This is a genomic window from Flagellimonas sp. 2504JD1-5, assembly GCF_053618295.1.
Window position 1 is genome coordinate 1,506,798 of record NZ_JBSIOU010000001.1, and the last position, 15,871, is coordinate 1,522,668.

A 15,871-nucleotide genomic window follows, 5' to 3' on the forward strand; every position below is an offset into this window, starting at 1 on the left:
CAATGAACAAATATGTAAAGTATGGACTGATAGGGATAGCCGTAATAGGTATTTTGGCAGCCATCGTCTATTTCTTAAAACAGAATAGTACACCCAAACAACTATACAAAACTGAAACCGTAGAACGTAAGGATATCACCAACAAGGTAATTGTTACCGGAAAAGTTATCCCTGAGGATGAAATCAATATTAAACCTCAAATTTCGGGGATTATTGACAGAGTTCTTTTGGAAGAGGGGGTTGATGTCAAAGCCGGGGATTTGATCGCAGTGATCAAGGTGGTTCCCAACGAGCAATCTTTAAACCAGGCTGCCGGTCGAGTCCGAAATGCTGAATTAGCGTTAAACAATGCTAAAATAGAGTATGATAGAAACAAGGCTTTATTTGACAAGGGCGTTATCTCAAGTCAAGATTTTAACAACCAGCAATTGACCTATGATCAAGCGCAGCAAGAACTGAAAAACGCAAGGGCAGATTATCAAATTATAAGAAGAGGTTCTGCAGGAGGTTCATCCAGTGCCAACACCAATATTAGGGCAACGGTTTCTGGGACAATCCTTGAAATTCCAGTGGAGGAAGGTGATCAAGTAATTCAAAGTAACAACTTCAATGATGGTACCACCATTGCCACTATTGCCGATATGACTAGAATGATTTTCGAAGGAGAGGTTGATGAAGCTGAGGTTGGAAAACTACACGAGGGAATGCCGTTGGAAATCTCTTTGGGGGCCTTGGAGAAAAATAAATTCGATGCAAAACTTAAGTTCATTGCTCCAAAAGGAGTAGAAGAAGAGGGGGCCGTTCAATTTAGGATCGAAGGTGATTTGGTCATGAACGATAGTACCTATGTAAGGGCCGGCTATAGTGCGAACGCCTCAATAGTTTTGGAAGAAAAAAAAGATGTACTGTCCATAAAGGAAGCCTTGTTGCAATTTGACAAAGAAACAGAAGTGCCTTATGTTGAGGTAGAAACAGGCGAAAACGAATTTGAAAGAAAAGAACTAGAATTGGGCGTAAGCGATGGAATAAATGTGGAAGTACTCTCAGGTTTGGAAGAGGACGCCAAAATAAAGGTGTGGAACAAACTGGAAAAAAAGAGTGACGATGAAGATTCTTAATCAGAATCAAATAGCCAAATACAGAATTAAAATCAAAAAACGAATGAAATTCAGAATCACTTTACTACTAATAATTTGTGCTTCGTTCATCACAAATGCGCAAATGAGAAAATGGACATTACAAGAATGTGTTACCTATGCAGTTGAAAATAACCTGACCATAGAGCAGTTTGAACTGGACTTGGAAAATGCCAAAATCGATGAGTCGGATGCCATAGGGGCACTAATTCCCAACTTGAATGGTTCATCTACAATATCATCGAATACAGGTTTATCCTTCAACCCTGCGACCAATGAACCCACAACAAATACTATTTTAAATGTTAGCGCTAATTTGTCTTCCAATTTGGTTTTGTTTGACGGGCTTAGAAACTTTAAAAGAATTCAAAGGGCTCGACTGAATGGTATTGCAAATCAATATAGGGTGGATGATATCAAAGATGACATCAGACTAAATGTGGCCAATGCCTATCTGCAAGTGTTGTCCAACAAAGAGACGCTAAAAACTTTTAGGGCGCAGTTGGCAGTTACAGAACAGGATTTAAAGCGGACGAAGGAACTAGTGGAATCAGGTGTCTCTCCTCGAGGGGATCTTTTGGAAATTGAAGCTACCGCTGCTAATCAAGAACAACAAGTGGTCAATGGAGAAAGTTTAGTGCTTATTTCCAAGATAAATCTTGCTCAAATGTTACAGGTTACGGATTATGAAAACTTTGATATTGCCGAAGAATCTTTCGAAATACCTATTTCTGATATTCTTAACAACTCCCCCAAGGTTATCTTTGATAAAGCATTGACTTTTAGAAATGACATTAAATTTTCTGAAAGTAGTGTTGAGCTGTCTGAAAAAGATTTGGAGATTGCTAAAGGTGCAAGATACCCAACGCTAACTGGTTTTTTTAACTATAACACCAGATATTCAGATCAGAATGCTATTTTCGGCAACTTTTTTGACCAATTGTATATTTTCGATGGAATCTCTTATGGAGCTCAGTTAAATGTGCCCATTTTTAATGGATGGAGTACAAGGAATAATATTAAAAGAGCCAAAATTAATGTGGATATTTCAAAAGTCCAGCTTGAACAGCAAAAATTGACTTTGGAAACCAATATCAATCAAGCATATGTTGATGTCACTTCTTTTTTCAAGGCCTACGAAGCTGCAGAAAAAACATTGGATGCAAGAAGACTCGCTTATGACTACGCAAGGGAACGTTTTGATGTAGGATTAATGAATGCATTTGACTTTAGTCAAGCCCAATCCAGATTGGACAATGCGGAAGCAGATGTAATTCGAACCAAGTATGACTATATTTTTAGGTTGAAGATATTGGAGTTCTATTTTGGCATTCCCATTTCTTTAAACTAGTATATTTGTGGCCGCTATGGCCAGAATACTAAATTTAGAAACAGCTACCACTAATTGTTCCGTAAGTATTTCGGAAGGGAAAGACATTGTTTGTTTAAAGGAAAACAACGCTGTCAATTATTCCCATTCAGAACAATTACACGTTTTTATAAAGGAGGCTTTGGAGGAAGCCTCCTTATCTTTTTCCGATTTGGATGCCATTGCGGTAAGCAAGGGTCCAGGATCATACACCGGCTTACGTATTGGAGTGTCGGCAGCCAAGGGTTTGTGTTTTTCTTTGGATTTGCCCCTGATTTCGGTACCTACTCTACAAAGTATGGCCAGTCAAGTGAAAGCTTTGGATGAAGAAGTTATTATTCCTCTTTTGGACGCAAGACGGATGGAGGTGTATTCCTCCGTTTTTAATGTCGATATGAAAGAAATTCGGGAAACCAAGGCAGAAATCATTGATGAAAATTCCTTTGGTGAGTTTCTGACCCATTCAAAAGTTCATCTTGTGGGCAGTGGTGCTGAAAAATGTAAGGAAGTTTTAAATCATTCCAATATACATTTTGATGCGTCTGTTGTTCCTTCAGCCAAAGAAATGGCAACTATTTCTTTTCGGAAATTCCGGGAGAATGCTTTTGAGGATGTAGCCTATTTTGAGCCTTATTATTTAAAGGACTTTGTGTTGCAGACCAAAAAGAAGAAGTAACAGTTTATTCCGATGCTTCATGAACCACACGTTGTGGGAATGGGATTTCAATTCCAGCTTGGTCAAAACGTGACTTAGTTTCTTCAATAACGTAGAAGTGGGCGGGCCAAAACACATCATTTTTAGCCCAAAATCGTAAGGTGAGATTTACTGAGCTGTCACCCAGTTCACCAACGTAAACTTCGGGCATGGGTTCTTTTAAAATATCCGGACTATCTGCGCATACCTGCAATAAGATTTCTTTTGCTTCTTTAATGTTTGATTCATAACCAATACCAACATCAAACTTATCCCTTCGGGTATTTTCCATGTTGTAGTTGACAATGCTGCCATTGGAAAGCTGTCCGTTCGGAATAATGGCCACTTGGTTTCCAAAAGTGTTAAGCTTGGTGCTAAAAATGGTGATCTGCTTTACTGTTCCCTCTACACCTTGAGCCGAAATCCAGTCCCCGACCTTAAAAGGTTTAAAAACAAGAATCAGTACACCCCCGGCAAAATTGGCCAAAGAACCTTGTAGTGCCAGTCCAATTGCCAAACCAGCCGCGCCCACCATGGCAATAAGTGAAGAAGATTGCACCCCTAGTTCTGTAACCACGGCAACTATTAAAAGTACCTTAAGCGCAATATTGATAAAGCTTTGTAAAAAGCTTTCCAGAGTTTCATCGTAATCTTTTCGTTCAAAGAACTTGTGAACAAGCTTATTTATAAGTCGTATCACCCATAAACCAACTATGAAAATTATAATTGCCAAAATTAACTTTGGGAGATATCCTAAAAATAGACCGAGGGCTTTTTCCAGTTGTTGTTCAAGATTCCAAAACTCTTCCATAGTATTCAAATAAAAAGCAAAGAAAAACGATGCTATAATTTTTACAACTTGAGGATATTAATCTTTGTTTAATTCTGTAGCTGTCCCAATGCTTGATCTGCCGAGGTGACGGGTAATTTGCAAGCACCTTCAATACAAACATAAATCAATGTTTGACCTTCATTGTACCTACTTTCCAACAACTCTATATTTCCTTCTTTGGGCGATCCAACCAAAATGCTGTTGGGCAGATAATTGCTGGCAATTTCCTTGCCCAGGGTTTTGTAATTCTCTCCTACAACCGCAATTTCATGGAAATTTTGATTTTTGTACAGTACCATATGCAGCCAATTGGTAAATCCTTGGGCACTTTCGTTAAAATCGGCCTGTACATTTTTAACCATTTGCTCTGCGATGGATCCATAACCTTCTTTAGCAAAGAGTTTATGGTATTTTAAGAGGTTTTTCGCCATTATGGAGTTGGAGGCAGAAATCACATTATCGCTGGTTTCAACGGTCCTTCGTATTAAAGATTCATCTTCGTCTGAGGTATAGTAAAAAATGCCAGATTTACTGTCGAAAAAATGCAGTTTGGTATAATCCAATAATTCTTTGCCCTGCATTAACCACTTTTCATCAAAGGTGACTTCGTACAAAGCGAGATATGCTTCGATTACGGTCGCATAATCATCAAGAAAGGCGTTGATGTTGCTTTCCCCTTTTTTATGGTTTCGGAAAAGGGAAGAATCATCTTTGATCATTTCCTTTTCAATAAATGTTGCATTTTTGAGGGCAAGCTGTAAATATTCCTGATTTCCCAAATAGCGATAGGCATCAATAAGACCTTTTAACATTAAACCGTTCCATGACGTAAGAATTTTATCGTCCAACCTTGGTTTGTCGCGTTTAGCTCTTTCTTGTTTTAAGATGTCAAGTGATTTTTTCATCTTTTGTTTAAGATCAGGTACTGATATGTTATGTTGTTCTGCAATTACTTCATCATTTTTATCGCGTATCAGAACATAATTGCCTTTTTCCCAAAGCCCATAAGAATTTATATTGAAATAATCTTTGAAAATGTCATAATCAGAGGCCAGCAATTGTTTTAATTCTTCTTTGTTCCAAACATAGTATGCACCCTCTTCCAATTCTCCATGTTCGTCCAAGCTGTCGGCATCCAATGAGGAGTAAAAACCGTTGTTTTCGTCGAGCAATTCCTCGGTAACAAAATCAATGGTTTCTTCAACAATGTTTTTGTATAGTTCGTTGCCCGTTACAGCGTATGCTTTGGCATAAAGACTGGTCAATTGGCCATTGTCATAAAGCATTTTTTCAAAATGGGGCACATGCCATTTGGTGTCAACGGCATATCTTGAAAAACCACCACCTACATGATCATAAACTCCTCCATATGCCATTCTGGTCAATGTTGTATTAACCTGTTCCAACAATTCAGGTTTATCAGCGGCCGTTGCATAGTGCAGTAAAAAGTCCCAATTATTGGGCATCATGAATTTTGGTGCACGTTTGTATCCTCCTAAATAATTGTCAAAATGTCTTGACCAATTTGAAACAGCCTTGTCTAACTGATCTAAAGAAAAGGTGTCGGCATCCGCTTTGTTTTCTACCAGATTGATTGCATTAATTCCATTTGCAAGGTCGGTTGCTACCTGTACAACCCTTGATTTGTCTTTTTTGTAGAGATTGATCAATTGGTCCAAGGATTTGATCCAATTGTCTTTAGGCACGTATGTTGCCCCCCAAAATGGCCTTCCATCAGGTAGTGCAACAATATTTAGGGGCCAACCACCGTTTCCGGACATCATTTGAATGGCGTCCATATATATTTGGTCTACATCGGGTCTTTCTTCTCGGTCAATTTTAATATTGACAAAATTCTCATTCATCATTTGGGCCACTTCCTCGTCCTCAAAACACTCGCTTTCCATTACATGGCACCAATGACAAGCGGCATACCCTATGCTAATTAACAATGGTTTGTCTTCTTTTTTTGCTCGATCTAGCACTTCTGGGCTCCATGCTTCCCAGTTTACAGGGTTATGTGCATGCTGCAGCAGGTAGGGGCTGGTTTCGTTAACTAGGGCATTGGTGTACTTGTGGTCCACTTTGGTTGCTTTTTGGGTGCATCCTTGTGTCAAGGAAAACAGAACGGAAAAAATGACAATTCTTTTGATCATAACTATATTTTGGCCATAAAAAAAGCGCCCATAAAAGGGCGCTTTACATTGCCCTTGATTATTTTACCTCGAAGGTAATCTTTACGTTCACTCGGTAGTCATCGATTTTACCATCTTTAACAGAAGCGCTTTGTTCGTTTATGTATACAGAGCGGATGTTTTTAACGGATTTGGATGCTTGTTCCAATGCATTTTTTGCGGCTTGTTCCCAGCTCTCATCAGAGTTGGCCAATACCTCGATTACTTTTAATACTGCCATAATAGTTAATGATTTTAAATTTATTCAATTTAGGAAAAATTGGGATTACGCACAGTATAATTGTATGAATTTAACCATTGATGGCAACTACCTCATTCACCTTGTCGCCCATCATGTTTTTTAACATGGTCTCTATCCCATTTTTTAAGGTAAACGTAGAGGAAGGGCAGCCGCTGCAGGCTCCTTGTAAAACAACGTTGACGGTTTTGCTTTCTTCTTCATAAGATTGAAAAAGAATATTCCCTCCATCGCTGGCAACTGCCGGTTTTACATACTCTTCTAAAATGTCAACAATTTGCTGTGAGGTAGCGTCATATTGAACCTGACTTCCTTGTTGTGTCGCAGTTTCTTTGGCTTTCTCGATTGCTGTTTGGGATACTACTTCTTTTCCATCTGCAAGGAAATCCCTAATGAACTCCCTCACTTCCATGGTAATATCCTCCCACTCGGCAACATCAAATTTGGAAACGGAAACATAATTTTCATCGAAAAAAACCTCTTTTACAAAAGGAAAATGAAAAAGTTCACGAGCCAATTGCGAATCGGTAGTCTCATCTATGTTTTTGAATTCATAAGAGGCAGGTACTATTTTTTTGTTGGATACAAATTTCATTACCGCTGGATTGGGGGTAACTTCGGCATAGACAGTAACGGGCTGCTTCTTTTTAGTGTCTTCTTCGGTCACTATGGGTTCACCTGCATTCAAATATTCAACCAATTGTTGTGCCACCTCGTCCTTCACATCATTCCATTCAACAATATCAAAGCGTTCCAAGGCGATAAAGTTACTGGAAATGTAAACTGTTTTGATGAAAGGCAAGTAGAATAACTGCTGTGCCAAGGGTGAGTTTTTGGCGTCATCAATATTTTTATACTCATAATTCCCCTTAACAAGGAAATGATTGGCTTCGAATTTTAAGATTTTGTTGTTATTGGTGTCAATAACAGTGATATTATATTCTTTCATAGCGACTGTTTGATGCAAAAATACCAAAGTAAATAAGAGGGTCAAAATATATAATAATGTACCGCTTCAACCGTTATCTAAATGTTTGATTACCTTTAAACCTCAACTATTGCCCAAAATCGTTGCATGAGACGCTATCTAACCCCATTGATCTTAACCCTGTTTTTTGGGATTACTGCTAAGGCCCAAGAGGGAATTCCTATTTACTTTGATTATTTGGCAGATAACTACTATCTGGTATATCCGTCAATGGCTGGAATTGCCGAAGGAACCAAGATTAGACTTACCGCACGTAAGCAATGGTTTAGTGTGGATGAAGCGCCAAGCTTGCAAACCTTGAACGTTAATTCCAGAGTAGGGGAACGCAGTGGTGTTGGAGCAATTTTATTTAACGATTCAAACGGGTATCATTCCCAAACAGGTTTTAAGGCAACGTATGCGCATCACCTACAATTGGCAGGTGATTTTAGGACACTGAACCAAATATCGTTCGGATTGAGCGCTGGGGTTATTTTAAGTAGTTTGGATGAATCTGAATTTAGGTCGGTTGTTCCTGATCCGGTAATTACTGGTGTCAAGAATACTGCAAGTTACTTTAATGTGGATTTGGGTGTTTCCTACAATCTTTTGGAATTTTATGCCCACGCAGCTGTTTTGAATATTTTAGGTAGTGGTCGAGACCTGTACACGGCCGCTGAATTTGATAACCTTAGAAGATATTTGCTTTCGGCAGGTTATGTTTTTGGTAGAAAAACTCGAATTGAACCTTCTGTTCTTTTTCAGTTGACCGATTTTACCAAGGAAAAGACAATCGATTTTAACGCCAAAGTATACAGGGATGTTAGCTTTGGAACCGTTTGGGCAGGATTGTCATACCGAAGAAGCTTCGATGGTGCCCAATTTCAGACTAATGGAGCGTTTGGGGAGCAACGTTTGCAATTGTTTACTCCTATTGTTGGTGTCAATTGGAATAATTTTTTGTTCTCCTATAATTATTCCTACCAATCCGGGGATATCCGTTTTGATAATGGTGGATTCCATCAGATTACATTGGGTTATGACTTTGGTCAGAATGATCAAGGTAAACGTTACGATTGCTACTGTCCTGCCGCCAATAACTAAAAAAGGCCTATCCAAAGGATAGACCCATTTTTACCTGCAATTAGGAGTTTATTTATCCCATTTATAGTTTTTTCTAGAGGCTTGAGCTTTTATAGCTGATAGCATCGCATTTTCCAATTCGCCAGCTTCTTCCTTTTGATTTTTGGCTATATAGGCCTCACGTTTTTTGTTGAGCTCCTGTATTTGTTTTTGGATTTTTTCGCGCTCTTTCTTTTTGGAGACAACATATTCCTTTATTTCACTTTCCGATTTTCCTTTTAATTCTGAGGGTAAATCTTCTTCTTTTAGTTTGGAAACTACCTCTTCATCGTCTTCAACAGCATCAACCAAATCCCAATTGGAGTTTTTGTACAATCGTGAACTTTTGCTAACAGCCCTTTTTACCGCAACCACTTCTTCTAGCTCGGCAGCATTACTATCTTGCATGACCTGGGCGGCTTTTTTCTGCCTTCCCATGGAGCCGTACGAAATATAGGTGCCATTGAGTTGACCATTTAGTTTGATAATGATGTCATCGTAAGGTGTATCAATATGCACCACTTGTCTGTTATGGTCTATGGCCATATACTCACCGCCAGTCATTACTGCGCCATTTTTCCATTTTGTGGAAATCCCCTGATTGTAGTTTCCGCAGAAAATAGTATTCACAATTACATCATGCTCTTTGGCGTTATGGGCGGCATCCTGATAGTTTAACTTGCCTTGGGTGAAGGGTTCGTTACCCGCGATAAAAATCATTTTTAAATCATCGGCATTTTTACCCCAATCCAATTGTTTTAAAGAGGTTTGGATAACCTGACCGCAATACTCCTCACCTCCGTTTGTGGTTAATGAAAATAATTTTTCGGAAATTTCATCCAAATCATTGCTAAAACCGATGACCTGCCTGATGTAACCTTCATTCGAGCTCAGATTATCATTTCCATATTCATACAATGCGATTTGCAGTAAAGGACGAGTGGAATTTCCGCATTTTGCATGTGTAAATTCATTTACAATGTCCCAAAGTTGCGCTTTTGCCTGATTGATTAACCCATCCATACTATTGCTGGTGTCTAAAAGCAAGGCGATCTTAACATATTGCTTGGCTGGTTTTTCTACAATCGATTTGGTGACCAGCGCCGTCTTCAACGGGTGTTTTTCTTTAATATTACACCCGTAGATATTTCCAAGGGTTAATGTGGCAAGAGCCAACCCCAATACATATTTTACATTTTTCATAATTCAAGATTTTAAAAGATGCCCTAAAAGTATTTTGGACTTTTTTAATTAAAAATTGGAAATGAGGGAACGCACCCTTAGAATGAGTGAGGTGTTCCTATGTATTTGTAAAGGGGTGATTTAAGGTGTTTTTGCATGTCATTCTGCCCTAAACCCATTTTTTAATACGCTTTAGATCAATTAAGTTTACCTAAGATTCTAAAGCGAAAATGGCTAGAAGGGCATATATCATAATCTTTGTTTTGATAACTGGGTTTACCGGATACTCGCAGGTAAGCAGCAGCAGTTCCGTTATGGAAATCAAAGGTACCGTTAAAGGGATGGAGAACTTTGAGCCCATTTCAGGAGTAGATGTTTCCACAAGCTCCGGAAGGTATGCCAGAACCAATGCTTTGGGGGAATTTAAAATACAAGCCTCTATAGGTGATGTTCTCATCGTAGAAAGCCCGGAATTTGAAACAGTAAGACATCGTATTAAATCCGATGAAGATATTGACGTTCGTGTGCAAGGCTACGATGCGTATAGTGTAGCTCAAAAAAAGAAAAAGGAAGCCAATAGAAGTGCCATGAACCATGAACGATTTCTGGATTCGGCTAACTTTTATAAAAAAACGGATCTGGAAAAAAGTATCGATTTTATTGCCAAATCGATTTCGCAATTGGGAAATAGAGGCAATAAAAGAGAGTTGTCCGCTGCCTTGACCACTTTAGGGGATATTTATTTATTTCATAACCAATACGACCTGGCCATTACCAATTTTAAAGATGCATTGTCGAATCGAGAATCGAACAAGACCAAACTATTGCTTGGCAAAGCGTATCTATTTAATAAAGAGTATGGTAATGCAGCGGACATACTTACCCCATTATTGGAATCAAAAAACATGATTCCTTATCAACGCATCGAACTATATGAAGCATTGGGGGATGTGAAAAAAGCGCAATCCAACTTGGCCGAAGCATTGGATTTTTACCAAGAAGGCTTGGACGTGGCCCAGAAGAATCAAATCTCACCCAAGGTCATCGATCTAAACTCCAAGATTGCCGATGCGTATGCCGATGAAGACCGTATTATTGAGGCAGAGGGTTTTTACAATAACTCGTTAAACCTGTCAAAACAAGTTGCTCCAGAAAGATTGATTGAGGAAAACGAAAAGGTGGCTGATTTCTATAGCGATAAAAACAGATATGATGATGAAATCCGATTGCGAAAAAAGAGCCTAAGTGAATTGCAGCAATTGCCACAAGCTGTTGCATCCAAACAAAACACAGGTCTGTTAAATTCGGATTCCATAACATCACAACGCATCAATTACAAAATTGCCAATGCCTATATCGCCCAAGATAAATTGGACGAAGCTATTCCGTATCTAGAACGAAGTATCGTTGAAGCGGACAGTGAAGATGATTTAGTGGTGCAAAAAGACGCAACGAGGAAACTTTCTGAAGTATATCGATATAAAGGGGATTTTTCCAAGGCTTTGGAATCATACCAAAACTATGTTGCCGTGGTTGACAGCCTCTATGTGCGTAAAGAACAAGAAATTTCGCGTGCGGCTCGGTTCAATCGAGAGATTGCCACCAAACAGAACCGGATATCCAGCCTTGAACAAGAACAGGAATTGTCCCAAAGCAAATATAATTTGGCTGTTGCAGAACAACAATTGGTGAGGGAGGCCAGCAAACAGCAGGAATGGATTATTTACTCATTGGCCATCGGGATTGTACTGATGACGTTAACAACGTTTTTGTATTATCGGAGCAATAGACAACAAAAACTGGCCAATAATCTATTGGCCCTGAAATCATTGCGTACCCAAATGAATCCTCATTTCATATTCAATGCGCTAAATTCCGTCAACACCTATATTGCGAAAAGTGATGAGCGAAGTGCCAATCGATTTCTAAGCGAATTTTCTGTACTGATGCGAAGTGTATTGGAAAATTCCGAAGAAGATTTTATTCCCCTATCCAAGGAATTGGAACTGTTGGAACTATACGTAAAACTGGAGCATTCCCGGTTTGCAGATAAGTTTGATTATGAAATTGATATAGATGAAAAAATCGACGTAGATATTTTCGAAATTCCTCCTATGCTTCTACAGCCCTATATTGAAAATGCCATTTGGCATGGATTAAGGTATAGAGAAGAGAAAGGATTTCTAAAGATTGTTATAGCACAAACAGAAAACGATATGCTGGAGATTCAGATAATGGATAATGGCATAGGAAGAAAAAAGTCAGCCGCATTGAAAACATCTAACCAAAAGAAGCAGAAATCCAAAGGGATGGGGAATATTAAAAAACGCATCCAAATTCTTAACGACATGTACAAAAACAAAGTGGATGTGTCCATTTCTGATTTATATGACAATGAAACCGGAACCAAAGTGACCCTAAAACTTAAAAAGGATTGATGGAATTAAAAACTATCATAGTCGAAGATGAAGCAAATAGCAGAGAGATTCTTAGAAATTATCTTTCAAAATATTGTGATGGAATAAAACTTTTGGGAGAAGCGTCGAATATTGAAGAAGGACAAAAGTTGATTCAACAGCATAAACCAGATTTGGTTTTTTTAGATGTGGAAATGCCCTTTGGAAATGCGTTTGACCTTCTGGATAAGTTGCCAGACCGAACTTTTGAAACGGTCTTTGTAACCGCGTACAATCAATATGCGATGGACGCGCTTAACAACCATGCAGCCTATTATTTAATGAAACCTATCAATATTGATGAATTGGTGAAATCGGTGGAGTATGTAAAAGAAATTAAAATAAAGGAAAATGCCTTGGAAGGACAGGTTTTGGAAGCGAAAACATCAAAAACCAAAGGAAAAATCACTTTGCCTCAACAAGATGGCTTTCAAGTATTGGACGTGAACGATATTTACTTCTGTAAAGCCGATGACAATTACACGGAAATTTATTTAGAACATAAAAAAATAGTGGTGAGCAAAACCCTTAAATATTTTGAGGACACCTTGTCGAAATATGCTTTTGCCAGAATACACAAATCGTATTTGGTACATGTGGGTAAGGTTACTAAATATAAAAGAGGCAAAGGAGGAAGTGTAGTGTTGACCAATGGAAAAGAACTATCGGTTTCCGCATCAAAAAAAGCTACCTTGCTGTCCTATTTTCAATAAGTCAGAACAGATGATCATCAAATCAGTTAAAGGGAAATCCCCAAAAATGGGTGAGGATTGTTTTATTGCCGAAAATGCAACAATTGTAGGAGAGGTCACCATGGGGAATCAATGCAGCATTTGGTTCAATGCTGTTGTTCGTGGAGATGTACATTATATAAAAATCGGAGATAAGGTCAATATCCAAGATGGAGCCGTTATACATTGCACCTATAAAAAATCACCAACAAATATTGGAAATAATGTTTCAATAGGGCATAATGCCATTGTGCATGGCTGTACCGTAAAAGATAATGTACTCATTGGAATGGGAGCGATACTCATGGATGATTGTGTTGTTGAAAGCAATTCCATTATAGCAGCAGGAGCTGTGGTTACCAAAGGCACGCATATAGAAGCTGGATGCATTTATGCCGGAATGCCAGCCAAAAAAATCAAAGAAGTAAGTCCTGAATTAAGCGCTGGTGAAATAGACCGAATAGCAAACGCCTACGTAATGTACTCCTCTTGGTTTAAAGAAGATTGAAAAATATACACCATAATACTCGAAACTCGAAACTCGAAACTCGAAACCCGAAACCCGAAACCCAACATCTGACATCTGACATCTGACATTCAAATAATCCCTATTTTTGCACCACTTAAAACTAAACCGATGAACGCATATATTTTTCCAGGACAAGGGGCCCAATTCGTTGGAATGGGTCTTGATCTATACGAAAACCAACCTTTGGCCCAAGAGTTGTTTGAAGACGCAAACGATATTTTAGGGTTTTCCATTACCGACATTATGTTTGAAGGAACCCCTGAAGACCTTAAGCAGACTAAGGTTACCCAACCGGCAATATTTTTGCATTCGGTGATTTTGAGCAAAGTTTTAGGAGAGAATTTTAAACCAGATATGGTTGCAGGTCATTCGTTGGGAGAGTTTTCTGCGTTGGTAGCCAATGGAACACTCAATTTTGCTGATGGACTAAAATTGGTGTCACAACGAGCCTTGGCAATGCAAAAGGCTTGCGAAATGCAATCAAGTACCATGGCCGCTGTCTTGGGATTGGAAGATGATGTGGTAGAAAAAATTTGCAATGAAACCGAAGGAATTGTGGTTCCAGCAAACTATAACTGCCCAGGACAATTAGTGATTTCTGGTGAGGTTGAAGCCGTAAATACAGCTTGCGAAAAACTTAAGGAAGCTGGAGCTCGAAGAGCATTGTTACTTCCAGTGGGGGGTGCATTTCATTCACCCTTAATGGAGCCTGCGAGGGAAGAATTGGCGGCTGCAATTGAGGCTACAAACTTTAACGTTCCAAACTGTCCTATCTATCAAAATGTGACTACTACCGCCGTTACCGATTCAGCTGAGATAAAAAACAATTTGATTCTGCAGCTTACTGCACCAGTAAAGTGGACGCAGAGCGTGCAACAAATGGTAAAGGATGGTGGAAAATCTTTCATTGAGGTGGGACCTGGAAAAGTACTTCAAGGATTGGTGAGAAAGATTGATTCAGGAGCTGAAACTTCGTCTGCAGCCCTTTAAAAATAGGATTTTTCCGACCTTAATAACCATTCACCCGAGAAACATAGATTTAATCTGTTAAGTTGTGGGCATTCCTTTAATTTTTAGTAATATTGATTCTTCCCAAATCACCGACCTAAATGGAATAAAGAACGATACTGAAATAGATAAAATTGGTGATGTTGCCCTTCTTAAAAAAAGCCTCAATACAATTGTTTTCCTGCTATGGTAACAGGAAAATACTCTTTACTGCACTCACTTTATTGGTTTTTAATTTTGGATTTGGACAAGACCCCATCAGCATAAGCGACGTGACCCTGTCCGAGGGCGATGCGGGCACAACGAACTTTGTGTTCACGGTGAGTGTGGACGGCGGCGGGAATGCCACGAACAACATAGGCTTTACGGTGAACACGGCCGACGGGAGTGCGACCTTGGCCGACAGCGACTACGTACAGATAAGCGGCGGGAGCGGCACGATAACCTCGGGCACCCCCAGTACGACCGTCACGGTACAGGTCAACGGTGACACGGATGTGGAGGGGGACGAGGACTTCACGGTGGTTCTGAGCGCCCCTGTGAACGCCACGATAACGGATGACACTGGCCTTGGCACGATCACCAACGACGATGTGGCCCCCTTGGATGCCATCAGCATAAGCGACGTGACCCTGTCCGAGGGCGATGCGGGCACAACGAACTTTGTGTTCACGGTGAGTGTGGACGGCGGCGGGAATGCCACGAACAACATAGGCTTTACGGTGAACACGGCCGACGGGAGTGCGACCTTGGCCGACAGCGACTACGTACAGATAAGCGGCGGGAGCGGCACGATAACCTCGGGCACCCCCAGTACGACCGTCACGGTACAGGTCAACGGTGACACGGATGTGGAGGGGGACGAGGACTTCACGGTGGTTCTGAGCGCCCCTGTGAACGCCACGATAACGGATGACACTGGCCTTGGCACGATCACCAACGACGATGTGGCCCCTGACCCGGTTGCGACAATCACTGCGACCGATGGCACCGCGACGGAGCTTGGCACGACCACCGGCGAGTACACGGTCAGCCTTGATGTGGCCAACAGCAGCGGCGGTGCGATAACGGTGAACTACACGGTGGGCGGCGACGCGACCTCTGGCTCGGACTTTGTTGCCCTTGCGGGCAGTGTTGACATCCCTGACACGCAGCAGAGCGCTACGATCACCCTTACCCCGATAGACGATTCGGACGTCGAGCTTGACGAGACCGTGACCGTCACCCTTGCCACGGGCACGGGTTATACGGTGGGCGCCCCGAACAGTGCAGATGTCACGATAACCAGTGACGATGTGGCCCCTGACCCGGTTGCGACAATCACTGCGACCGATGGCACCGCGACGGAGCTTGGCACGACCACCGGCGAGTACACGGTCAGCCTTGATGTGGCCAACAGCAGCGGCGGTGCG

Annotated in this window: 14 protein-coding genes; 9 read left to right on the forward strand and 5 right to left on the reverse strand. The window is 40.5% G+C overall.

All coding sequences use genetic code 11. From position 1 onward, the window contains the following. The first annotated feature begins 2 nt into the window (after window positions 1-2). Genes ACULLG_RS06700 through tsaB form a run of 3 tightly spaced genes read left to right on the forward strand, consistent with a single transcriptional unit; the run spans window position 3 to window position 3,181 of the window. On the forward strand, window positions 3-1,118 hold the full coding sequence (locus ACULLG_RS06700; protein ID WP_452125999.1) for an efflux RND transporter periplasmic adaptor subunit: 1,116 nt from the start codon (window positions 3-5) through the stop codon (window positions 1,116-1,118). 43 nt (window positions 1,119-1,161) lie between these two features. Next, complete coding sequence (locus tag ACULLG_RS06705; RefSeq protein WP_452126538.1) at window positions 1,162-2,487, forward strand: TolC family protein; 1,326 nt, start codon at window positions 1,162-1,164, stop codon at window positions 2,485-2,487. Between the two features lie 16 nt (window positions 2,488-2,503). Beyond that, window positions 2,504-3,181, forward strand: a complete 678-nt coding sequence (gene tsaB / locus ACULLG_RS06710; protein ID WP_452126000.1) for a tRNA (adenosine(37)-N6)-threonylcarbamoyltransferase complex dimerization subunit type 1 TsaB — start codon at window positions 2,504-2,506, stop codon at window positions 3,179-3,181. A gap of 4 nt (window positions 3,182-3,185) precedes the next feature. Here the strand turns inward: tsaB and ACULLG_RS06715 are convergent, their stop codons facing one another. The 4 genes from ACULLG_RS06715 to ACULLG_RS06730 all read right to left on the reverse strand — a co-directional run bounded on the left by ACULLG_RS06715 (window position 3,186) and on the right by ACULLG_RS06730 (window position 7,413). Beyond that, window positions 3,186-4,010, reverse strand: coding sequence for a mechanosensitive ion channel family protein (locus ACULLG_RS06715; RefSeq protein ID WP_452126001.1), 825 nt, complete (start codon window positions 4,008-4,010; stop codon window positions 3,186-3,188). Window positions 4,011-4,078: 68 nt separating this feature from the next. After that, a complete protein-coding gene (locus tag ACULLG_RS06720) occupies window positions 4,079-6,187 on the reverse strand; it encodes a thioredoxin domain-containing protein (RefSeq protein ID WP_452126002.1) in 2,109 nt (702 codons plus the stop codon). A gap of 58 nt (window positions 6,188-6,245) precedes the next feature. Beyond that, window positions 6,246-6,446 (reverse strand): dodecin family protein, encoded by a 201-nt coding sequence (locus tag ACULLG_RS06725; protein ID WP_130613447.1) that lies wholly within the window; start codon window positions 6,444-6,446, stop codon window positions 6,246-6,248. 70 nt (window positions 6,447-6,516) lie between these two features. Further along, window positions 6,517-7,413: a NifU family protein gene (locus tag ACULLG_RS06730; protein ID WP_452126003.1), complete on the reverse strand. Its 897-nt coding sequence runs from the start codon at window positions 7,411-7,413 to the stop codon at window positions 6,517-6,519. A gap of 126 nt (window positions 7,414-7,539) precedes the next feature. Here ACULLG_RS06730 and ACULLG_RS06735 point away from each other — a divergent pair, with 126 nt between their 5' ends. Beyond that, entirely contained in the window at window positions 7,540-8,535 is a 996-nt protein-coding gene (locus tag ACULLG_RS06735) for a PorP/SprF family type IX secretion system membrane protein (protein WP_452126004.1), read from the forward strand. A gap of 48 nt (window positions 8,536-8,583) precedes the next feature. Here ACULLG_RS06735 and ACULLG_RS06740 read toward each other — a convergent pair whose 3' ends face one another. Further along, window positions 8,584-9,756, reverse strand: a complete 1,173-nt coding sequence (locus ACULLG_RS06740; RefSeq protein ID WP_452126005.1) for a VWA domain-containing protein — start codon at window positions 9,754-9,756, stop codon at window positions 8,584-8,586. Window positions 9,757-9,965: 209 nt separating this feature from the next. Here ACULLG_RS06740 and ACULLG_RS06745 point away from each other — a divergent pair, with 209 nt between their 5' ends. The 5 genes from ACULLG_RS06745 to ACULLG_RS06765 all read left to right on the forward strand — a co-directional run. Then, on the forward strand, window positions 9,966-12,173 hold the full coding sequence (locus ACULLG_RS06745; protein WP_452126006.1) for a histidine kinase: 2,208 nt from the start codon (window positions 9,966-9,968) through the stop codon (window positions 12,171-12,173). Next, on the forward strand, window positions 12,173-12,904 hold the full coding sequence (locus ACULLG_RS06750; protein WP_452126007.1) for a LytR/AlgR family response regulator transcription factor: 732 nt from the start codon (window positions 12,173-12,175) through the stop codon (window positions 12,902-12,904). Before ACULLG_RS06745 ends, ACULLG_RS06750 begins: the two co-directional genes overlap by 1 nt. Before the next feature lie 10 nt (window positions 12,905-12,914). Further along, window positions 12,915-13,430: a gamma carbonic anhydrase family protein gene (locus ACULLG_RS06755; protein WP_452126008.1), complete on the forward strand. Its 516-nt coding sequence runs from the start codon at window positions 12,915-12,917 to the stop codon at window positions 13,428-13,430. Between the two features lie 129 nt (window positions 13,431-13,559). Next, window positions 13,560-14,441 carry an ACP S-malonyltransferase gene (fabD, locus tag ACULLG_RS06760; RefSeq protein WP_452126009.1) on the forward strand — a complete coding sequence of 294 codons (882 nt, stop codon included), beginning with the start codon at window positions 13,560-13,562 and terminating at the stop codon, window positions 14,439-14,441. 158 nt (window positions 14,442-14,599) lie between these two features. Continuing rightward, the coding region (locus ACULLG_RS06765; RefSeq protein ID WP_452126539.1) for a beta strand repeat-containing protein at window positions 14,600-15,871 on the forward strand (1,272 nt) is incomplete at its 3' end.